General features: G+C 51.4%; 14 protein-coding genes. 3 read left to right on the top strand and 11 right to left on the bottom strand.

Features of this window, described 5'->3' with window-relative positions; translation table 11 throughout:
* Positions 1 to 30: 30 nt before the first annotated feature.
* From ACYU8Y_RS25600 to ACYU8Y_RS25570, 7 genes are all read right to left on the bottom strand, one after another.
* The gene (locus tag ACYU8Y_RS25600) at positions 31 to 1062 is read right to left on the bottom strand and encodes a sugar phosphate isomerase/epimerase family protein (protein ID WP_460941012.1); all 1032 of its coding nucleotides are present in this window, start codon (positions 1060 to 1062) and stop codon (positions 31 to 33) included.
* Positions 1063 to 1107: 45 nt separating this feature from the next.
* Positions 1108 to 2325: a class I mannose-6-phosphate isomerase gene (locus ACYU8Y_RS25595; protein ID WP_460941011.1), complete on the bottom strand. Its 1218-nt coding sequence runs from the start codon at positions 2323 to 2325 to the stop codon at positions 1108 to 1110.
* Between the two features lie 23 nt (positions 2326 to 2348).
* Positions 2349 to 3410 (bottom strand): aldose 1-epimerase family protein, encoded by a 1062-nt coding sequence (locus ACYU8Y_RS25590; protein WP_460941010.1) that lies wholly within the window; start codon positions 3408 to 3410, stop codon positions 2349 to 2351.
* A gap of 97 nt (positions 3411 to 3507) precedes the next feature.
* On the bottom strand, positions 3508 to 4263 hold the full coding sequence (locus tag ACYU8Y_RS25585) for a 3-keto-disaccharide hydrolase (RefSeq protein ID WP_460941009.1): 756 nt from the start codon (positions 4261 to 4263) through the stop codon (positions 3508 to 3510).
* A gap of 78 nt (positions 4264 to 4341) precedes the next feature.
* Positions 4342 to 7050 (bottom strand): c-type cytochrome, encoded by a 2709-nt coding sequence (locus tag ACYU8Y_RS25580; RefSeq protein WP_460941008.1) that lies wholly within the window; start codon positions 7048 to 7050, stop codon positions 4342 to 4344.
* Between the two features lie 309 nt (positions 7051 to 7359).
* Positions 7360 to 8877, bottom strand: coding sequence for a RagB/SusD family nutrient uptake outer membrane protein (locus ACYU8Y_RS25575; RefSeq protein ID WP_460941007.1), 1518 nt, complete (start codon positions 8875 to 8877; stop codon positions 7360 to 7362).
* Positions 8878 to 8927: 50 nt separating this feature from the next.
* The gene (locus ACYU8Y_RS25570) at positions 8928 to 12158 is read right to left on the bottom strand and encodes a SusC/RagA family TonB-linked outer membrane protein (RefSeq protein WP_460941006.1); all 3231 of its coding nucleotides are present in this window, start codon (positions 12156 to 12158) and stop codon (positions 8928 to 8930) included.
* A 329-nt stretch (positions 12159 to 12487) separates the two neighbouring features.
* Between ACYU8Y_RS25570 and ACYU8Y_RS25565 the strand changes: the two genes are divergently transcribed.
* Positions 12488 to 13504 (top strand): GntR family transcriptional regulator, encoded by a 1017-nt coding sequence (locus ACYU8Y_RS25565; protein WP_460941005.1) that lies wholly within the window; start codon positions 12488 to 12490, stop codon positions 13502 to 13504.
* Between the two features lie 37 nt (positions 13505 to 13541).
* On the opposite strand, the gene ACYU8Y_RS25560 is transcribed toward ACYU8Y_RS25565, so the two are convergent.
* The 3 genes from ACYU8Y_RS25560 to trpF form a co-directional block, all read right to left on the bottom strand.
* Positions 13542 to 14591, bottom strand: a complete 1050-nt coding sequence (locus tag ACYU8Y_RS25560; protein WP_460941004.1) for a LiaI-LiaF-like domain-containing protein — start codon at positions 14589 to 14591, stop codon at positions 13542 to 13544.
* 93 nt (positions 14592 to 14684) lie between these two features.
* On the bottom strand, positions 14685 to 15203 hold the full coding sequence (locus ACYU8Y_RS25555) for a PspC domain-containing protein (protein WP_460941003.1): 519 nt from the start codon (positions 15201 to 15203) through the stop codon (positions 14685 to 14687).
* 132 nt (positions 15204 to 15335) lie between these two features.
* Positions 15336 to 15974 carry a phosphoribosylanthranilate isomerase gene (trpF, locus tag ACYU8Y_RS25550; protein WP_460941002.1) on the bottom strand — a complete coding sequence of 213 codons (639 nt, stop codon included), beginning with the start codon at positions 15972 to 15974 and terminating at the stop codon, positions 15336 to 15338.
* 226 nt (positions 15975 to 16200) lie between these two features.
* Here trpF and ACYU8Y_RS25545 point away from each other — a divergent pair, with 226 nt between their 5' ends.
* Entirely contained in the window at positions 16201 to 16539 is a 339-nt protein-coding gene (locus tag ACYU8Y_RS25545) for a PadR family transcriptional regulator (RefSeq protein WP_460941001.1), read from the top strand.
* Positions 16536 to 19229 carry a permease prefix domain 2-containing transporter gene (locus ACYU8Y_RS25540; protein ID WP_460941000.1) on the top strand — a complete coding sequence of 898 codons (2694 nt, stop codon included), beginning with the start codon at positions 16536 to 16538 and terminating at the stop codon, positions 19227 to 19229. Before ACYU8Y_RS25545 ends, ACYU8Y_RS25540 begins: the two co-directional genes overlap by 4 nt.
* A gap of 97 nt (positions 19230 to 19326) precedes the next feature.
* On the opposite strand, the gene ACYU8Y_RS25535 is transcribed toward ACYU8Y_RS25540, so the two are convergent.
* The gene (locus tag ACYU8Y_RS25535) at positions 19327 to 20175 is read right to left on the bottom strand and encodes a sugar phosphate isomerase/epimerase family protein (RefSeq protein WP_460940999.1); all 849 of its coding nucleotides are present in this window, start codon (positions 20173 to 20175) and stop codon (positions 19327 to 19329) included.
* Between the last annotated feature and the right edge of the window lie 137 nt (positions 20176 to 20312).

The raw sequence follows: 20312 nt of genomic DNA, 5'->3' as shown, positions 1-20312 counted from the left end.
GTAGTCGGTTTAGGGTGTTCGGTTTACCGTTTATTCATGCCAGCCATGTTCATGCCGAACCTTGATCATCGTTCCCAGAATATCATTCCAGGTTTGCTGATTATTCATCACGGTATTGGGGAACATGCAACCATCCCAACAGATATGCTTAAAGGCTTTAGTGAGTACACCGTTTTCATCGCGCAGCCAGTAACCGGCATCATGAACAACGTCGAGCTTTCCATTTGGGTCCAGTGCCTGGCAGTGCCGGCCCGTTTTATCGTGCGATCCAGAGCCAAACACGGTACCATCGTTTTGGGCAACGTGAAAGTCGATGGTCCAGGGTCGGAGCGCTTTTGTCAGCGTTTTAAGGGCTTCTTCCAGCGTTTTCCGATCGCTCCAGTCGAAATCGGCGGGCAGAATACGATCCTGTTCGCGGTTATAGCCAAGGGTATACAATAAGGTATGCGCCATATCGGCCTGAAACCCCATATTCGGGCGATCAACTGCTTCCAATGTTTCGAGCATGGTTTTCCAGCTTTGCATACCGCCCCAGCAGATTTCACCTTCTGCGGCTAACTTCTCACCGAAATCGGCAGCGACGTCGCAGGCTTCCCGAAACGTTTGCGCAATGATTTTGGAGTTGCCTTGCGGGTCGGCATCCCAGGCCTGGGGCGAACTGGACGAGTCGATACGCACAACCCCGCTGGGCCGGATACCCAGTTCACGCAATCGCTGCCCGAAGTGGCAGGCTTTGCGTACCATCTCGATAAATGTGGCCCGTTCCTCTTGGCTGCCCATTGCCGAGCCTGCCCAGATAGGCGCTACCAGCGAACCAATTTCCAGATTGTAACCGGATACCTTATCAACCAGACGCTTGATATCGTCATCTGTGCTGTCAATATTGATATGGGGATCGAGCAGGCCGATATCAACACCGTCGAATTTGACGCCATCCACCTCGGCGGCAGCCGTCATTTCGAGCATTGTATCAAAGGGAATGGGTGGCTCAGAGTCCGAACCTTTGCCGACAATACCGGGCCAGGTCGCGTTGTGGAGTTTAGGATAGTTATTCTCGTTCATGAGGAGGTGGTTTTTAGGATTTACGAATCTCGGTGTCTCAACGATTTACAACACTAAATCAGGATTGCCGGGGCCGAAGTGTTTCAGCATGACGATCGGGTCTGTGGTTGAGGCATTCACGATGGTAATGCCCGCCATAGCCGCTTTTTCACTCACAAAAAACTCGTCGTTTGTCAACTGGCCGTACCGAATCAGAGCGGGGGTTTCAATGTCCCAGTCGTTTAACTTGCCGTGTCCCTGCATCATGATCAGCCCATAAGCCGCACTGTCTCTGATGGTTACAGTCTGGCCGGGAAAAACAGTAAGCTCTTTGGCACTGAACGCATCGGACTTATAACACACCCAGTTTTCGACATAGCCTTCCATTTCTTCGAGCGGCCGTACGGGCAGTGGTTTCATGAACCGATTGGCCATCATTTGCGGATCGACATTCAAATCCCAGTCGATGGCTTCCATCAATTGATCGAAATCGCCAATACGATCTTTCGGCGTGCCATTCCAAAGCAACTCTTCCGGAATGATCGCTTCGTTTACCAGCGACTGATACATGGCGAACACATCGGAGGCTTTCTGTGGCTCGTAGGTACACATACTACCCGGTGCATGCAGCAATCCCGGCGGCACATCCCAGCCCGTTCCCGGCTCCAGCCGATAGGCCGACGAGTAGTTCGTGATTTTGTTATCACCTTTGGTGAAGTTCTGGAGGCACTCCTTTATCTGTTCTTTTGTCGTGCCGGGAGCGATACCGAAAAACGTATACGGAAAATCGCCACCGTGGTTATTGACCTGGGGCGGAAAATAATACGCTTCGGGTTTGCCCAACTGGCCAATCAGGGCTGCCTGTTCATCATTATGGTGCAGGTGGTGCGGCAGAGGTCCCATGTTATCGAAAAACTTGGAGTACATAGGCCAGGCACCGTATTCATTCCATAAACGATCGCCGATCAGTTCGCCTTTCAGTTCGTTCACAGCATCTTTCAGCAAAAACTGGACTTCGGCTCCCCCATCGTTGAAAACGACATGGCTCAAGCCTTCATGTTCCCCCGTCAATGGGCCGTTTTTAGCGGGTGTCGTTGAGGAGAACCAGCGTTCATCAATGCCGCCCCGTTCGCCCCCCAGCACATAATAATCGTCGGGGTGAAGTTTAATTCGGCGTCCAGGTACGCAAAATGACCGGGGAACCCAGGTTGGCGTCAGCCGCAGAACGCCCTGCCCCTGCTCCAATGCTTTTTCTATCAAACTGAATGTTGTCGTTGTTTCCATACAGGGTTTAGTTAGTGATCTGCCTAGCGGTGTTTTGTTAGAAAGTCGTTGATAGCGGCTTTCTCATGTAAAATTTCAATTTCGAGATCGTATGACCGGGTTTCTCCGGGTGATAAAAACAGGAGTTCCTGCTGTTCGCGTGCTTTGGCCTGACCAATGAGCGGATTGGTTGCGGGTTCGAGGCCCGTTACATATTCTCCTTTTCCCCAATGCTGCCAGTTGATCAGCCAGGGCAACTGGTCTTTTCGGAACCGTAACGCCAGGGCAAGGCCCAGCTTTTCGTTGTGCAGGCCAGCCAGACACTGGCCAGACTGATCGGGGGTAGCATCAATCGATGCGACGGCTTCACCTGTACCGCTGTGCGTGTCTAAGGGAGCTGGACATTTGCGAAAATCATTGCCTTCGTTAAAGATGTCGGCATTGATCCCACCTTCACGAGCCGCCCAATCTCCCTGCCAGATAATATCCGTACCTTCATCGACCAGAGGCCAGCCAAAATTGAAGTGATAGAGCAACATGTGCGGCATTGGTGTATTGCCCCGGTTGATAACCTCGTCGTGAATCCGGATAAACGGTTGTCCCAACCTGCCCGCTATCGTTCGTCTTAATTCAAGACTGGGGCCAAATATCTTTGTTTCCCTGATGCGGCCGGTGATGCTCATATCGAGTTGGCCAGTCAACAGATCGGGCTGGATAATGGATTCAATTTCGGCGGGACTGTTGCTTATCTGCCCATGCAAGCCCCGTTCGCCATAGCCATCCTGCTCAGGACCACCCACGTGCGACAGTCCGCAGGTGATGAGCAGCCCTCCCCCAAACGTGCGGAGCCAGTCAGCACCCTTATCCGAGAAAGGCTGGGGCGGGGTGATTCCCGTATGACTGAGCCAGGCCAGACTATACTGGTTATAAAAAGCGTCGGCAATGTCCATCGCCCGGTCGATGACCACTTTATAACGGAGACCCGTTCCGGTATTCATCCAGGCAATGCGGGTGCCGCGGCCCGTTCCATTATCTAGTACGGATGTTTCGATGCCGCCTACCTGCGCTGGATTGGTGACTTTATTTGTCCAGGGTTGTTGAGCCAAAATTAGTCGATTTATTACCCCTGAACCCTCTGAATGGGATTTTCTCTAAGTAGTGACAAAGCCCCATTCAAAGGATTCAGAGACATTTCCTTGTGAATTATAATTGCTTCAGCATCAGGTTGCGATACTGTACTTTCATGGGAGGCCCAACGTGTACCTGTACTCCCAGAAGGCCCTTGGCTTTGCCGTTAACGGTATCCTCGTCGGTGACATCGCTCATGAGCACATCATTGATGTAATGCTGCAGATGGTTCCCTTTTATGACTAACCTGAACGTATTCCAATCCTCGCTTTTGATTTTCGTCTTTAGCGAATCTGAATTTCCCAGCGAACCCGTTACTGTCAACGCTCCCCAGGCATTGTTCTTGACATTGGCCCGCACAGCTTCGGGAGTTGCAGCACCCGTGTAAGCCGGAATCGTCGTTTTCTGACCACGATACGCCAGCGTTGTCCGTTTGCGCTCTTCATAATTCTGGCCGGTGTAGCGGTTTTTCCCATCAATGTCGGCCTGATAGCCGCGCAGGGCAAACGGTACGTCGGTCAATTGGTCGCTTCGGTAGTTGATGCCGGAGTTCCCCTCGGCCGTGATATTGAACTCGCCGATAAACTCAAAATCGCCGGGTTCGCCCCCTCGCCAAATGATAAAGTTGTTGGTTTTCAGCAGCGTTGTGGGTGTAATTTCGCCTACCAGATTCCCGTTCTCCACCCGCCAATAGGTTGGATCACCGTCCCAGCCCTTCAGCGTTTTCCCATCAAATATTTGAGTAAACCCGTCTTTATTCTTCTTTTGTGCCACGCAGGACGTCGCCAGGCTTACCGTCAGGCTCACAGCCAGCATAAGTCCAAGACGCATAACGTTGATGCTGATTTTTCTCATTCTATCGATTTGTTTTAGTAAGGTGATGGTGCGGCAGGCCGGCTTCTTACATCACTATTTGCCTTTCGATCCGCCATTAGCCGTTTTATAGACTTCATTTTCTTGATTACCACCCGATTTCAGGTAAGCAACTAGGTCTTTGAGCTCATCGGGATTCAGGCTGTTGATCAGACCCGGCAGCATAATGGAGACGGTTGAGTTTTTCTTCGACACAACGTCTTTCTTAGCCACTTTCCGTAGTTGATCAGGGGCAAATGGATTTTGGGAAATGGAATAACTCGCCTTATCCTCATTGACCAGACGCCCCAATACTGACTCCCCGTTTTTCAGGGTGAAAATGGTAGACACGTATTGGTCGGAGATAGCTTTGTCGGGATGAATGATGGCTTCCAGAATGTCCTTATTGGAGAAGCGGGTACCCAATTGAGTCAGGTCAGGGCCAATATCGCCCCCCTGGCCACCCATCGAATGGCAACGGCTGCATAAGATGGCCGAGTAAATCTTTTTGCCGGTGTCAAAGTTCCGACTGGTCGATCCACTGTCGAGCACCGCTACAGCGTTGTCCAGCTTCCACGGACGGCCTGGACCTTTGGGGGCGTAGTCGCTCACAAAATCGTTGCCCGATGCCGATAGCAAATCGGCTCCTGATAATTTATTGTATTTCTCGAACTGGTCTTTGGGTACGTGGTTCAACGCCAGTTTACGCGCCCGGTCAATGAAGCCGACGTAACTGCGTCCGCCCTGGTATTTGAAGGCATTCGCAAACCAGGAGAAGTATTTTGCCCGAAGTTCCGGCGTCCAGCCCGTATCTTCCCGGCTCAGCATAACGGCGTAGAACGTCTGTTGCAGGGGCGGTACTTTGGCCAGCATGCTGGCGATGTCCAGCCCGTATTGCGGGTTGCGCAAGATAAGGTCGGAAGACGCCGTGCTGTTTTCGAGGCCAAGGTCTTTGCTACCCGGCTCATCTTTTATATCCATCAGGGCCAGCGTTTTAGTAACCACGCCCGGGGCTTCCAGCGCAATCAGAACCTTACTGAGCCCCCGGTTCATCAAGGCTGTTTTGGCGGGATAATGTGGGTTCAGGTAGGCGATTACCTTTTCTTTGTCGGCTCCTTCGGGCATACCCATCCGCAGTAAAACCAGTTCGAAGGCGCGACAGAGATCGAACTGCTGCGATTCCGGCAACTGATCGTACTTGATCGTCACCAGAGCATTGAGCAGTTTGCTTTTCTGCGTGGCATCGCCCTGGCGGGCCAGCGCCACCGCCGATTGGATCAGGCGTTGCGGATCCGTCTCGGTGAATACCCGGTTCTGCCATTGCGCTACGGGCTGATGTTCGACCGCAATCCGGGCGGCATACCGCACAAAACGGTCAGGATGGCTCAGGTTGGGCCAGGCAGCAGCGACAGCGGCTGGGTTGGCCCCGTGGTGATACTGTTCCAGTTGGGTTCTGAGCTGATGCTCTTTTGTCAATACGGGAGCCTTCGCAACAGGCGTTACCGATTCGGTACCGGTATAGGTTATCCGGTACAGATCCGATTCCAGACGACGCCCGCCCGTCAGGAAATACAGCGCGCCATCGGGGCCGAACATCCCATCAGTCAACGGCAGCGGTGATCCCGAGATAAACTCTTCCCGTTCAGCCTCGTAGGAGGCACCTTTGGGTTTCAGATTGATCGAATAAATGATCCCGAAACTCCAGTCGAAGGCGAACAGTGATTGACGGTAACGTTGTGGGAAGCGGGCATTTTCGCCAAAAACAAGGTTCGTTGGGGAGCCCTGACCAATGTTCAAGACGGGTGGCAAATTATCCGGGCTGGCGGGGAGCCATTTGCCATTTCCTGTTCGCCAACCAAATTCAGCCCCACTGGTAACGTGGCAAATACGGGTTGGCCGATACCAGGGTAGACCAAAATCCCATTCCATGTCTGAATCGTAGGCAAACATATCACCGGCTTCATTGAAAGCGATATCGAATGCATTCCGAAAACCGGCTCCTATCAGCTCCCACCGCTTCCCTTCAGGGTCGATATTCGCAATCCAGCCACCAGGAGCCATTCGGTTGTTTGCATGACCGCGCGGGTCTTTTATTTGCGGAAACAGGTTATCTTCTTTCCAGTTCGGCGGCAACCGATACGCGTCCATTTCCGGCACATCGGTATGGTTACCGGCAATGATGTAGATTGATTTCTTATCGGGAGAGAGTTTTATGCTATGCGGACCGTGTTCACCCGGTTCACCTTTCAGAGCTTTTAGCAAGGTTATCTTATCGTACTGGTCGTCGCCGTCGGTGTCCTGTAGCCGGTAGAGCCCGCTCCCTTTATCGAATTTCTTGTTTTGCCAGTTGTTCACCATCACGTAGAGGCTGTTAAAGGCATACAATAACCCCTGCGCGTAGCCCATACCCACCGTTGTATCGCCGGGCTGCACAACCCCCACTTTCAGTTTCTCTATTTTAGGCTGTGAGGAGCCCGAGCCGATTGGCGGCAGTTCGAGTCGATACAGGAATCCGTATTGATCAGAGGTGATCATGCGGCCTTTATCGTCAAAGGCCATAGCCACCCAGGAGCCCTCTTTATTGTCGGAGGGGCTGTATAAGTGCTCTGCTTTAAAGCCAGGCAGTAGCTTTAATTTATCCGTTTTGGGGTTGTCAGCAACCGGATTTGTCGAATTGGCGCCCTGCATACTAATCCAGGACGTTCCGATCAGAGCGAACCCGGCAACGGCTAGTAATAGTTTGGCTGGTTTGTACGTGAACAACATAGTTCTATTGAGTATATAAGTTTGTAGCAATGCCTCGTTGGCGGCATTTCGAACGATATTCAGGCGTGTACTTCTCGGTATAAAGCACATTGACCAGGCAATATACCGACCCGTCATTGGCGGATAAATGAAAGAAAAGAAGCAGAGCCGAATCGATTCTGCTTCTATTTATTCAGTATTACCAACCTACATTGAACATAAAAAAAGAGCGAATTTGCGTTTGTTTCCGGCTCATGACGTCCGTTTGGGTATGCATAAAATTGCTTTCGTGTGATGTCAGTTTCTTAAAACTGACATCACGTCAAATTATCAGAAATAAGGTGTTAAGGCCGATTCAACGGCCGGAAGGCCATAATAATCGTCCAGAACCGTAAAGGCATTTGGTGGCGGAACGGCCCCCGCCGGGAAATAGTAATCGGCGGGATTGGCTTTTACCTTAGCGCCGTAGGCCCCAATGATCTCCTTCACGCGACCCGTTCGGGTGAGATCAAACCAGCGTTTGTTTTCAAAGGCCAGCTCAACGCGTCTTTCCTTAAAGATGGCTTCCCGCATATCGGCCTGCGCCGTTGCTTTGGTTGGTGCCAGACCCGCACGAGCGCGCACCTTGTTTAGGTGACCAGCCGCTTCTCCCGTTTTGCCCTGCTCATTTAAGGCTTCGGCCAAAAAGAGCAGCACTTCGGCATAGCGATACACTGGCCAGTTCTGACCCGTATTGTTGTTCAGCGAGTGTGGTCGGGCATATTTTTTAATATACGGATACACCTTGTTTGCCCGGAGACTGGTGCTCAACGTAACGGTATCAATCGAGATAGCCTTCCGTTTGTCACCGGCTTCATAAGCGGCAATCAGGTCTGGCGTCGGAATATTATTGCTTTCCTGCGAAGTAGGCTGCGGATTCGACGTACCTACGATGGGAGCGATCTCGGCTGCGGTGATAGGCGACGGCAGAAACCGGTAGATCTGGTTGCCATTGTACCCGGCCGAGCCTTCCATGTACTGAATCTCGAACACCGACTCCGCATTGTTTTTATTGGTACTCGTGTACGAAAACGCGTCGTTATAATCAGGCATCAGTGAATACTCGTTCTTAGAGACTACATCGCGCAGCACGGTTTCAGCCTGTCCCCACTTCTTCTGCGTGATGTATAGATTCGCCAGCAGCGTTTTGGCCGCTCCCGATGTGGCTCGACCGGCTTCCTGAGCAGCTTTACCCAGTAAAGCGGTACTGGCCGCTGCGGCATCTTTCTCAATCTGGGCATAGATTTCGTCCGTTGTCGACAAGGGCAAGGCGGCATCTTCGCGACCCGTAACCGGCGTCAAATGCAGGGGTACTTTCCCAAACAAACGAACCAGATCGAAGTAGGCAAACGCCCGGAGAAACTGAGCCTGGCCCTTGAGGTTATTTTTGACAGCATCACTGGTGAACGTGATTCCCGTGCCATCGATCATCGACAGAACCTGATTGGCCCGAGAAATAATTACGTAATCCAGCCGGAACTGTTGCAGTACGTTGTCATTCGCCGTAACCCCGTTGGCCGTCGGAACGGCGAAATCAGCTACGTTCTCCGTTGGGTCAACAGCCCCATACAGTGTATTACGGGCATAGTACGTATTGTCGGAGTGCATTTCTTCCAGCACCCACGCCCGTTCGTTATAGATCTGTCGAAACGGCACATAGGCCCCATTGACTGCCTGCTGAAAATCGGCTTCGGTTTTGAAGAAGGTAGCCGAACTCAGGGCCGTTTCCGGTATGACCGTCAAAAAATCGTTTTGGCATCCGGTCAGCGCAAGGCCTAACAACCAGGTAGCGATAAGTCTTGTTTTCATTTTATAGAGGAAATTAGACTAGTAAAAATGAGTTTGATAAGCCTGGTGACTTAGAAGTTCAGGTTGATACCCGCCGTATACGTGCGGGGGACCGGGTAGTTAGAGTAGTCAACACCCTGGCTCAAATTATCGCCTGGTCCGTCGCCAGCTCCGTTGCCACTGGTTTCCGGGTTTGGTCCGCCCCAGTATTTTGTAAATACGTAGACCTGCTGCACGGACGCATAGAGCCGGGCCGACCGGAAAAACTTGTTCAGCGGACCGAAGCTGTAGCCCAGGGTTATGTTTTTGATGGTAAAAAACGACGCATCGGCCAGGAACTGCGAACTATGCCAGTCGCGCTCGATACCCGTGAAGTTCCCGCCATTATTTGTTGCGCCGAACTGACCGGAACCCTGTGTAATCACGTTGGTGGCAACACCCGTCTTGACACCATTGATGTCTACCATCGTGTTCTGCACACGGAAGCGGTCTTTTACGCCCTCAACCATGTTGAAAACCCCGTCCAGGTTAGCGGTGCTGTACAAGTGGCGTACCCAAAGCTGGTTACCATAGGAGCCGGAACCGGTGATCGATAAGTCGAAATTGCCGTATTTGAGGTCGTTGGTAATGCCGTAGGTGAACTTTGGAAAGGGACTCCCCAAAATAGTCCGGTCATCCAGGTCCCCCCCGTTCGTAATAACGCCATCACCGTTTACATCCTTGAACTTGATGGTACCAATGGCCGAGCGCCCCGGAATGACCGGAGACGTCCGCAGCTCTTCGGCCGTTTTGTAATACCCTTCCTTCACCAGACCATAGAACTGCCCAAAGGGCTTGCCGACCTGTGTAATGTGGAAACCCGTACCACCGTATACCCGGTCGATACCGGGAGCCAGGGCAACAACCACATTCCGGTTGAAGGAAATGTTGGCATTGGTCGTCCATTTTAACCGACCCGTGGTATTTTTCGTCGTTAGCGAGAACTCATGGCCCCAGAACTTAATCTCGCCAATGTTGTCGTTGTAGTTGGTAAAGCCGGATTCCTGCGGAATCTGCACCGCATACAGCAGGTTCGTCGTCCGTTTGGTGTAAAAATCATAAACGAACTGGACACGGTCGTTAAACAAACCCAGGTCAAGACCGGCATCAAACTGGCGCGTGGTTTCCCAGCCTAAATTTGGGTTTGCCAGCGACGTGACAACAGCACCCGTAGCCACATTGCCGCCAAAAACGGCATTCGTCGTGTTATTGACCAGCGCATACTGGGTGTAGTTACCAATGTTGTTGTTACCGATTACCCCGTAGCTGGCCCGAATTTTGGCAAACGAGACCTGCTGGATCGGTTTCAGGAAATCTTCATCTGAGACGACCCAGCCCACCGACGCTGAGGGGAACGTACCAAACTGGTTGTTGGCCCCAAAGCGGGATGAGCCATCAGCCCGGATGGCCGCCGTGAACAGGTATTTGCCTTTGTAATTATAGGTCAACCGGGACAGATAGGACGTCAGCGTCCATTGCTGAATATCATTTCTCGTGTTGGACGGATCGCCCGCCCGATCAATATTGAGTGCTCCCTGAATGGTTGGCAATCGGTCATCCGCATAGGTATTGGCCGAGATCCGGGTAAACTCCTGGCGGAATTTCTGGTTCGTAAAGCCAGCCAGCAGTTCGAAATTGTGGTCGTTGAAACTCCGCGAATACGTCGCCAGGTTTTCATTCAGCCAGGACACGTTCTCCAGACTCTGCCGGGTCGATGAAGCCGTTGTTGGTATCGGCACATTGATGGAACTGGTAGCCGTCGACGGGTTGAAATAGAAGAACTTAGAGTTCAGGTATTCAATGTTAATGGTCGATTTCAGCGTCAACCCACTGATCGGCCGATATTGAATGTAGGCATTGGCCAATAGATTCGTATTTCTTGTTTCATTGGTCAACTCATTGGCAGCCCGTACCCAGTTTGGGTAATTAAAAATGTTGCCCGTGCTGCTGGGCAATGTATTGTATTTGGTCAGTTGGCCATTCGCATCATAGATAGGCATGATCGGCCAGGTATGAAGCGCGTTGAACAGTATGCCCGTTCCCCGGTCGCCATCGGTTCGGGGTGTATTATCGAACACATAGGACGGCGCTGCGTTGAAGCCAACAGCCACGCTCTTCGATAAATTGTAATTCGAATTCATCCGGAGCGAATACCGTTTGTACTTGTTATTCAGGACAACCCCATCCTGATTAAATACCCCTGCGACCAAAGACGTATTCGACCGTTCTGTGTTGTTTGATACACTCAGGTTGTAGCTCTGAATAGGCGCTACCCGAAGCAATGCATTGTACCAGTCGTTGTTTTTGCCTTCATATTGAGCCGGATTCTGAAAGATATCCGGCACAGGCTGCAACTGATCTTCGTAAAACTCTTTCTTGAACTGGGCGAACTGAACCGCATTCAGCATTTTAACCCGGCCTCTCATCGGCACCTGCTGCACACCCGCGTATGTGTTGAAACTCACGTTGGTTTGGCCGGGCTTTCCTTTTTTCGTTGTGATCAGGACAACGCCATTGGCCGCCCGCGATCCATACAACGACGTCGAAGCGGCATCTTTCAGAACGGTCAAATCTTCAATTTCATCGGGATTCAGTTGGGCAATGTTCCCCGTTATTGGAAACCCATCAACGACGTATAAAGGGTCGCTGCCCGCCGTAACCGACACCTGCCCCCGGATACGAATGGATATTCCCTGACCGGGCTTGCCGGTGGTCTGGTTGATTTGAACACCGGCCAACCGGCCCTGTAATTTTTGTCCGATCTGCGAAACCGGCAAATCTTTGATCTCGGCAGCACTTACGGTTTGTACGGCTCCGGTTATTTCTTTTTTCAGCTGGCTGCCGTAGCCAACGACAACAACCTCATTCAATGTCTGATCATCCGGCGCTAACGCCACCGTCAGCGCGGTCTGGCTGCCCACCACGACTTCTTTTCTTCCGTACCCCACAAAACTGAACACCAGCGTTGCATTGGCATCGGGTACATTGATTCGGAAACTACCGGTTCCATCGGTCGTGGCTCCCTGCGTCGATCCCTTCACAACCACACTAACGCCCGGCAACCCCTCCCCTTTTTCGTCCGTTACCTTCCCCGTTATGGGTATATCCGTGGCAGCCTTGTCTGCAGGCTTAAGGATATTCAGAGCGATCAACTCACGGGGCAGCGTACGCTCTCGGGGCTGACTTTGGCCGGGCTCCTGAGCAAAGCAGGTAAATGAGCCCGCTACCATGCTTAGTGCTACGAACTGATAAAGTATTTTCATGAGTGTAAGAGGGTTGTGTACTAGAGGTTAGGAATAGACTGGCTTAGGAAAAAGCTAATTTGATAGTCAAATATTACAAGCTGATTCCCGCTAACTTTCCCATACATACCCATTACTATCATTATTTGGATAATATTCTTGGTATTTTTGATATACCTCTCAAAGTATGCTCTTTGTATTCAGGCAGTTACAGATCATTCGCTTCGGATAAGCCTTTGTGACGCGTGTCAGCGACAAAATGAAGTATAGACAAGCGACGCTGACCCAGATAGAGTACATTCATCCGCCGACTGACTTCTTAGTCAACCCAATGTCAACATTACCTTGCCATGCTTTATCACATTAAGATTAACGACTACTCAAACACGCCAAAGTACCAGCAGATTTATAATTCAATTGTGGAAGGCATTGAAAACCGGGATATTCTACCGGGTGCCAAGCTCCCGTCCATCCACGAACTTTGTGCGGAATTTGATGTGTCGAAAGGCACCATTGAGCGTGCCTACGAACTCCTGAAAGAGAAGGAAATAATTGGAGCCGTTAAGGGGAAAGGCTTTTACATTAACTACACGCCAACCGGAAATAACTTAAAAATATTCCTGTTATTCAACAAGTTAAGTGCCCACAAGAAAATCATTTACGACTCGTTCGTGGAACTGTTGGGACCGGGCGTAGCGATTGATTTTTTTATTTACAACAATGACTTTCGTCTGTTTCGGGACCTGATCCAGCGGCAGGCCCGCAACCATACCCATTACGTGATTATCGGGCACTTTTTCGAAGGGGGCGAAAAAGCCGACGACCTGATCAATAGCCTGCCCAAGCACAAGCTGATTATTCTGGATAAGTTGCTGGAAGGGATAACGGGCAGTTATGGGGCCGTCTTTCAAAATTTCGAGCGCGACCTGTATCAGGCTTTAACGGACGCCCTGCCGCTCCTAAAAAAATACACCACGCTCTGCATGCTCTTCCCCTCCTACAGCTACCACCCGAAGGCTATTCTGAACGGATTCTATAAGTTCTGCTACGAACATGGATTGAAAACACGGGTGATCAACGACATTCAGCACGAAGTCATTCAACCCCAGCATGCCTACATTAACCTGATGGAAGAAGATCTGGTTGAGCTGATCAAGCGGATTAAAATAACCCCCTACATTGTTGGTCAGGAGGTAGGAATTCTGTCGTATAACGACACACCCCTGAAAGAATTTTTACTGGATGGCATCACGGTCATTTCCACCGATTTTGCCCAAATGGGACGCACAGCCGCCCAACTGGTCTTAAACGCCAGTGTGGAACACGTTGAGAACCCGTTCCACCTGGTCGTTCGAAAATCATTGTAGGTGAGCACCGTACGGGCCGCCCGTACGGTGCTCACGTTCAGTACCGTATTACTTTAAACCGGGAGATGCCCCCATTAAAGCGGATGGTCATCTTCTTTTTGGCTGTGTCGTAACCAGGGCTGACAAACTCGCCCCCACCGACATCGGTAAAATCGTCTAATTGTTCCAGGTTAAGGGCTCCGTCTTTCTTGATCTGGCAGCCCACTTCTTTAGGAACACGAACCGTAACCGAAGCGGCACCCACATCCAATTTTATATCGGCCTGATCGGCTTTGGCGCCCAGTTTCAAATCGAGATCAGCCGCACCAACGCCTAGTTTCAAACTTCTTACGGCATAGGCACTTAAGTCCAGATCACCCTGACCAGCACCCAGGGCTACGTCCATCGTCCAGATCGGCGTTGCGTTCAGATGAACATCGACCCGGTTTTCGAACTTCCCGTCTTTTAAGTCGATATCCTGTTTTTCTTCCCTCGGCTTTAGTTCAATGGTCGGAATGTGCGTCGTGGCGTCGCGATCCACGGACATCGAGTACGTGCCAACCGTTTGCCTGGTATCAGCTTTTATAAGTTCGGAGGTTGGTTCACTGATAAAAAACCGCCCGGCTCCGCCCGACAACTTCAGTACAGCTTCGCGGGTGTCGCCTTCCATCGATTCGGAAAACGTATTGGTATGCGCTTCGGTGGTTTCTGAATCCCGGCGATCCCGTTCAGACCGATAATCATCTTCATTATCACGGTCAGCAGTACCGTTGTCATCGTCGTCATCATCTGAATCGCTTTCGTTGTTGTTATCGTCGTCATCATCGTGATTCCAGCGCATATGAAACTCATCGCGGTCCCGATTGTGCGACAGAAAGCCGAACAGGGTTGTGGGTACGGCGACGGCCAGCATAACCGTGGTGATAAAAGCCGCCGGATTGCCGCGTCGTTCGAGAATCACATTAACACCGGCCAGAATCAGCAGCACCGGCCACAGGTTCACGAGCGAGTGCCAGTCGACGTCCAAAACCCCTGCCCGCCGGGCCAGGAAAAGCACCCCCAGCGTAAGCAGAAAAATCCCCCAGAATAATCCGTTTCTTCGTTGCATAAGACTTGTCAGATGTAGGATATAAGATGTAGGCTACAGGTGCACTGAATCCGGTAGGACATCATACAGCCTATACCCTACACCATACGTCACTTATAGTGTTCCGCTGGTTGGATTCGTTGGGTCGTTGTGCGTAGGATCGTTTTTATACGGATCACTTTTGTACGGATCGTGCTGATTCGGGTCAAAGGGCGTCCGGATACGATCCCGAAAAATCAACCATAAACCGATCGCAATCAGAATAAATGGCCACAGATCGCCAAAGTCAATGTCGAAGTAGCGGTCAATCAAAAACATGACGCCAAGGAGAATCAAAATTCCCCCACCAAGGAGACTGCGGTCGGGCGATGCGGGTTTATTGGGATTGTAAGGATTCATGAAAATAGGGTTTGCGTAAACGGTTGATTGAAGCACAGCGCCTGTCGAACGACGCTCCGGCAATGCGATCCACAAGATAACATAAATGATGATCGCCGGGAAATGGGGCAGAAAAATCCCGATGACAAATAACACGCGCACCAGGGTGCGATCAATACCAAAGTAGTCGGCTAAACCAGCGCATACGCCCCCAATCTGGGCCTGGTCAGCAATCCGTTCTAAGCGTTTGTTCATGGCTTCTAGTGTCTAAAACCGATGTAAACCTAGCCGATGAATGCCTGCCAAGAAAGGAGAATAGGAAGAATGGACGCGCTTATGGATGGATGTATGTTTTCAATGATAGTAGGTAATACATAGTAGTGGATTTTACTCCTCCTCTATGGCTTCGAGAATGTCCATCAGCTCACCAAACTCTTTGTTACCGGGCTGTTCTTCAATACCTCCGCTTAAGGCGATCCCGCGTATCGCCGATAATTCGGCCAGCAACTCATGGACGTTTTCGGCAGAGATGCCCGTTCCCAGCAAAATGGAATAGCGGGTCGACGGCCGTTGCAGCAGTGTTTTCAGGTCATCCTCCATATTGACGGGACCGTTGCTCTCGAGCAACACATAATCGGCATTGGCAGCCCCCGTCTGCAGTAAGGTATCAAGCTGGTCGAGGGTTAGCTGAGCCACATCGACCCGAAGAATAAACCGGAGCTCTTTATCCGATATACCCAGCGTGCTCAGGTAAGGCAGCAAAGCCGCTTCGTCGACCTGTAGCAAGTCGGGCTGGTATGTTTCCAGCAGTTGCTCAATGGCTTCAGGATCTGTCGATCTGGTTTCGCCAACAATCTGTACACCAGCGAGCCAGCCCCTTATTTCAGCAAACTTGGCTGGCTCTACATAGTCCGGTGAATCCGTATCCATCGAAAAGCCAAGCATGTCGACACCCATACCGGCACAGTATCGGGCATCGCTTAGGTTCGTAACATTCGAGATTTTAACCAGCGTTTTGAGAGCCATAGTAATAGGTAGCCGTAAGCCGTGACAAGGATTGTATGTGGCCGCAAAGTTACGGACACACGCCCATAGTCTTACGCTCTTCCCGTCCGGATTGTTCACCTTCGGACAGCCGTGTACGATTTCGGACACGTGTTAAACGACCAAACAGGCCAATCCAGATCAGAAAAACGGTTTTAATGCTTTGGCAAAGCATTTGTTCTACAAAAGTTAATCTTATTCTTTTGGCATGAAACGGACGTACCTGGGTGAGTTTGAAGAAGTGGTTCTGTTGACCGTTGCGGTCCTGCACGAAGGGGCTTATGGCGTAGCGATTACCGATGAGCTGGACCGGCAAACGGGCCGGTCGGTAAGCATCAGCGCGGTTCATGCGGCCCTGCATCGGCTGGAAGAGAAGGGCATGCTTGCCTCGCGCATGGGCGAAGCAACCGCCGAACGGGGTGGTCGGCGGAAGCGCCTGTTTACGGTTACGGCGCTGGGTAGCCGCACCCTGCATGACATCCGTGCCACGCGTGATCAATTGTGGAATTCGATTTCTCCGAATGCCTTACCCGCTATCAGTATATGAAGACCAATCATTCTCCATTACCTGGCAACGGCCAACCACCCCGCTGGGCCGACCGCCTGCTCGAATGGTTCTGCGCTCCCCACTTACTGGAGGAAGTGCAGGGCGATTTGCACGAGCGGTTCATCCGGGATGTGAGCGCGGTCGGTATCCGGACCGCCAATCGGCGCTACTGGATCAATGTGTTCCAATTCATGCGACCCTTCGCGCTGAAACGTACAGGCGTCGTTCACCATCCTTCACCAGGGTTACTCAGTTTATTTATGATACGCAACTACGTCAAGATCTCGCTCCGCAACCTGGCCAAGCACCGGGCCAGCGCGCTTATCAACTTGTTTGGCCTTACGCTGGGCGTAACAGCCTGTCTGGTCATTTACCTGATCACAAATTACGAACTGCGTTACGATGCATTTCACCCGAACGGTGAGCGAATTTACCGGTTGGTGGGCGAAGCCCAATACGGCAAAACGGGCGAGAAACATCCGGTGGGGTTCGTCCCGAATGCCGTTCCGGCAGCCATCCGAAAAGAGATCATGGGTCTGGAAACGGTAACCGCGTTTCACAATATCTCGTCTGAGGTGCTGGTCCCGAACGGGAAGGAAAAGCCGAAGCGATTTGAGGGCAGCAAGCACGATGAGATTGTGGTGGTCGAGCCGCAGTACTTCGACATATTCACGTACCAGTGGCTGGCCGGCAACCCTAAAACCGCGTTGAGGGAGCCGTTTGACCTGGTTCTGTCCAAACGGAAAGCCCATTTGTATTTTGGCGAACTACCCGTTGAGCAAATGATTGGCCGGGAGGTCATCTATCAGGATTCTGTGCGCATGCGTGTGACAGGTATCGTAAACGACTGGGCACAACCAAGCGATTTTGTCTTTACTGATTTCATTTCCTTTGCCACGATTCAGGCGAGCCAGCTCAAACAGAGCATAGACCTGAACCAATGGAGCGACCTTTGGTCGGCTTCGCAGGCGTTTGTCAAACTGCCAGCAGGAACAACACCCGCCCAACTCACTGCGCAGTTCCAGCGTTTTGGCAAAGCCCATTTCACGAAAGGGATGGAGCTTTCCTTTACGCCTGCTTTACAACCCCTGTCCGACCTTCATTTCAACGATGCGTACGATGATAATTATTCCCGGAAGGCCCACTTGCCAACGCTTTACGGCCTGATGGCCATTGCCGCCTTTATTCTGCTGATTGCCGCCATCAATTTCATCAACTTAGCGACAGCGCAGTCGGCGCAACGGGCAAAGGAAACCGGCATTCGAAAAGTGATGGGGAGTAGCCGATCCAATCTGATTTTTCAGTTCCTGAGCGAAACAACGTTGCTAACCATTGTGGCCGTCATCCTTTCGCTGGCGCTCGTTAAGCCGATTCTTATTGCTTTTCAATCCCTGACGCCCCAGGGCCTGACGTTCGATTTATTCAGCTGGCAGACGCTGGCCTTCCTACTGGCAGTTACGGTGATTACGTCACTTCTGGCGGGTTTTTACCCCTCCTGGGTACTTTCGTCCTACGTTCCGGCGATCACGCTGAAAGGACAGACAGCGCACAAAAACGGGCAGAAGGGCTATTTCCGAAAGGGGCTGATTGTGTTTCAGTTTACCGTTTCGCTGGTGTTTATTATTGGCACGATGATGGTCAGTCGACAGCTCAATTTTATGCGCAATAAGGACCGGGGCTTTTCAACGAATGCCATTATTTCCATCCATCCCGGTCGCGATGAAAAGGGATTGGTACTGGCGCAGAAACTAAAGCAACTCGCGGGCGTCGAGCGCGTTACGATGGAATGGTTTCCCCCCATGGGTTCGTCCTTCATGGTGACCAAACTGAAATACCAGGGTAAAAAAGAGGTGGAGATGGACGTGTCGGCCAAAATAGGCGACGAAAATTTCATTCCCCTGTATCAGTTGCGCCTGGTAGCCGGTCGAAATTATGCAAAGAGCGACTCGCTCCGGGAATTTGTCATCAATGAGACCTACGCCAAAGCCCTTGGCTTCAGGAAACCAGCCGACGCCCTGAATCAACTAATTGGCTTTCAGGACAAAAAGTACCCAATTGTCGGGGTAGTAGCTGATTTTCACGAACAATCGTTTCACGAAAAGATCGGACCCGTGTTTATCGGTTATATGCCACAGCGATCGCGGAATATTGGGGTCAAGCTGGCCACCAAAGGTCACCAGATCAGCGATGTAAAGGCGACACTGGCCCGTATGGAACAACAGTGGAAGACCGTCTACCCCGACAATAAATTTGACTATACATTTCTGGACGATTCCATTGCCAAACTCTACGAGAAAGAGCAGAAAACGGCCCAGCTCGTTAATACCGCCACGGCCATTGCCATTCTCATCTCGTGCATGGGTCTGTTTGGCCTGGCAACCTTTATGGCCCAGCAACGGACCAAAGAAATTGGTGTTCGAAAAGTGCTGGGTGCATCGGTGGGCAGTATTGTTGCTCTGCTGTCCAAAGACTTTCTGAAGTTGGTGATCGTGGCCTTGGCGCTGGCTTCGCCCATAGCATGGTGGGCGATGAACCAATGGCTAAAGGACTTTGCCTACAAAGTTGACTTCAGCTGGTGGGTCTTTGCCCTCGCCGGCGTTCTGGCTGTCGGTATCGCGCTGTTAACCATAGGGTTCCAAAGCGTGAAGGCCGCCTTGATAAACCCGGCTAACAGCTTGCGATCCGAATAATGTAGAGACGCATACTGGCGTCTCCTATGCGTCAGCAACAAGCATAGAAATCCATACATCCGTATTGCTGACGCATGTGAGACGCCAGTATGCGTCTCTACTTCACCCGGTTATAAATTTCCCGGAAATTGGTAACGCTTTCGGCAATTTCGGGACCGTTGTTTTCCCAGTGGTACTCATACTCGGCGGAGATCGGGCCTTTGAAATGCTGACGCTTCAGTTCGGCAATGACCTGCTCAACGTTGCAATCGCCCGTGCCCCAGATAACGTCGTGGTATTTCCCCTCCGGCGTATCCCTTTTCACGTCCTTAAAGTGCATACCCAGCACGTGGCCGTTCAGTTTTTTCAAACACTCGACCGGATTCAGGCCCGAACGCACCCAGTGACCAATGTCGGAGCAGGAACCAACGTATTTGCTCCCGCCAATGGCGGCCAGCACCGTATCGGGATGCCAGTACCGTGACGGTTTGGGGTGATTGTGGAGCGCCACGTTAATTTTGTACTGGTCGGCCAGTTTCCGCACCAGTGGCATTTGCTCCGGCGTTGGCTCCGAGTTAATGTTCAGGATACCCATGTCCTTCGCAAATTCGAATACATTCTTCCAATCTTCATCAGTTTTTGGGCTGACAACGCCATACGCCACCACCGTAAGCCCACGGTCTTTGATCAGCTTTTTAACCGCCTGCCGGGTAGAGGCACTCATGTTGAAGTCCATTTTACCCTCCAAACCAGCCCCGATAACCTGGCCGGGGTATGCCTCAACGTATTTAAGCCCACAACTATCGATTTTCCGTAGGGCTTCCGCGAAAGGGAACAAACGAAACGAATAGGCCTGAGAACCGAGTTTCCAGCCCGCTTTATCTTCCGGCCCTTTCTGAGCCAGCAACGGGAGTACATTCAGCATCAGGAGCGCCCCGCAGATCAGCGATTTTATTGAGGATGTCATGGAAAAGGAATGATATGTTCCTGCACTAAAGGACAGGTAGTACCAACTTTACCCACCGCGATGTGTCGTTTACAGCCAACGGTGTTTTTAAAAAGGATGTCAACCCAGTCGCCAGCGTCCGGTTCAGGACGGGCCGA

Source organism: Spirosoma humi, from assembly GCF_054776575.1.
The sequence above is the reverse complement of the archived record's forward strand: the minus strand, read 5'-3'. Positions and strand labels throughout refer to the sequence as shown.

Excerpts from the sequence above, each read along its gene's own strand:
- ACYU8Y_RS25600 (WP_460941012.1), bottom strand. The coding sequence starts at position 1,062 with ATGAACGAGAATAACTATCCTAAACTCCACAACGCGACCTGGCCCGGT.
- ACYU8Y_RS25595 (WP_460941011.1), bottom strand. The coding sequence starts at position 2,325 with ATGGAAACAACGACAACATTCAGTTTGATAGAAAAAGCATTGGAGCAG.
- ACYU8Y_RS25585 (WP_460941009.1), bottom strand. The coding sequence starts at position 4,263 with ATGCGTCTTGGACTTATGCTGGCTGTGAGCCTGACGGTAAGCCTGGCG.
- ACYU8Y_RS25580 (WP_460941008.1), bottom strand. The coding sequence starts at position 7,050 with ATGTTGTTCACGTACAAACCAGCCAAACTATTACTAGCCGTTGCCGGG.
- ACYU8Y_RS25575 (WP_460941007.1), bottom strand. The coding sequence starts at position 8,877 with ATGAAAACAAGACTTATCGCTACCTGGTTGTTAGGCCTTGCGCTGACC.
- ACYU8Y_RS25570 (WP_460941006.1), bottom strand. The coding sequence starts at position 12,158 with ATGAAAATACTTTATCAGTTCGTAGCACTAAGCATGGTAGCGGGCTCA.
- ACYU8Y_RS25565 (WP_460941005.1), top strand. The coding sequence starts at position 12,488 with ATGCTTTATCACATTAAGATTAACGACTACTCAAACACGCCAAAGTAC.
- ACYU8Y_RS25560 (WP_460941004.1), bottom strand. The coding sequence starts at position 14,591 with ATGCAACGAAGAAACGGATTATTCTGGGGGATTTTTCTGCTTACGCTG.
- ACYU8Y_RS25555 (WP_460941003.1), bottom strand. The coding sequence starts at position 15,203 with ATGAACAAACGCTTAGAACGGATTGCTGACCAGGCCCAGATTGGGGGC.
- trpF (WP_460941002.1), bottom strand. The coding sequence starts at position 15,974 with ATGGCTCTCAAAACGCTGGTTAAAATCTCGAATGTTACGAACCTAAGC.
- ACYU8Y_RS25545 (WP_460941001.1), top strand. The coding sequence starts at position 16,201 with ATGAAACGGACGTACCTGGGTGAGTTTGAAGAAGTGGTTCTGTTGACC.
- ACYU8Y_RS25540 (WP_460941000.1), top strand. The coding sequence starts at position 16,536 with ATGAAGACCAATCATTCTCCATTACCTGGCAACGGCCAACCACCCCGC.
- ACYU8Y_RS25535 (WP_460940999.1), bottom strand. The coding sequence starts at position 20,175 with ATGACATCCTCAATAAAATCGCTGATCTGCGGGGCGCTCCTGATGCTG.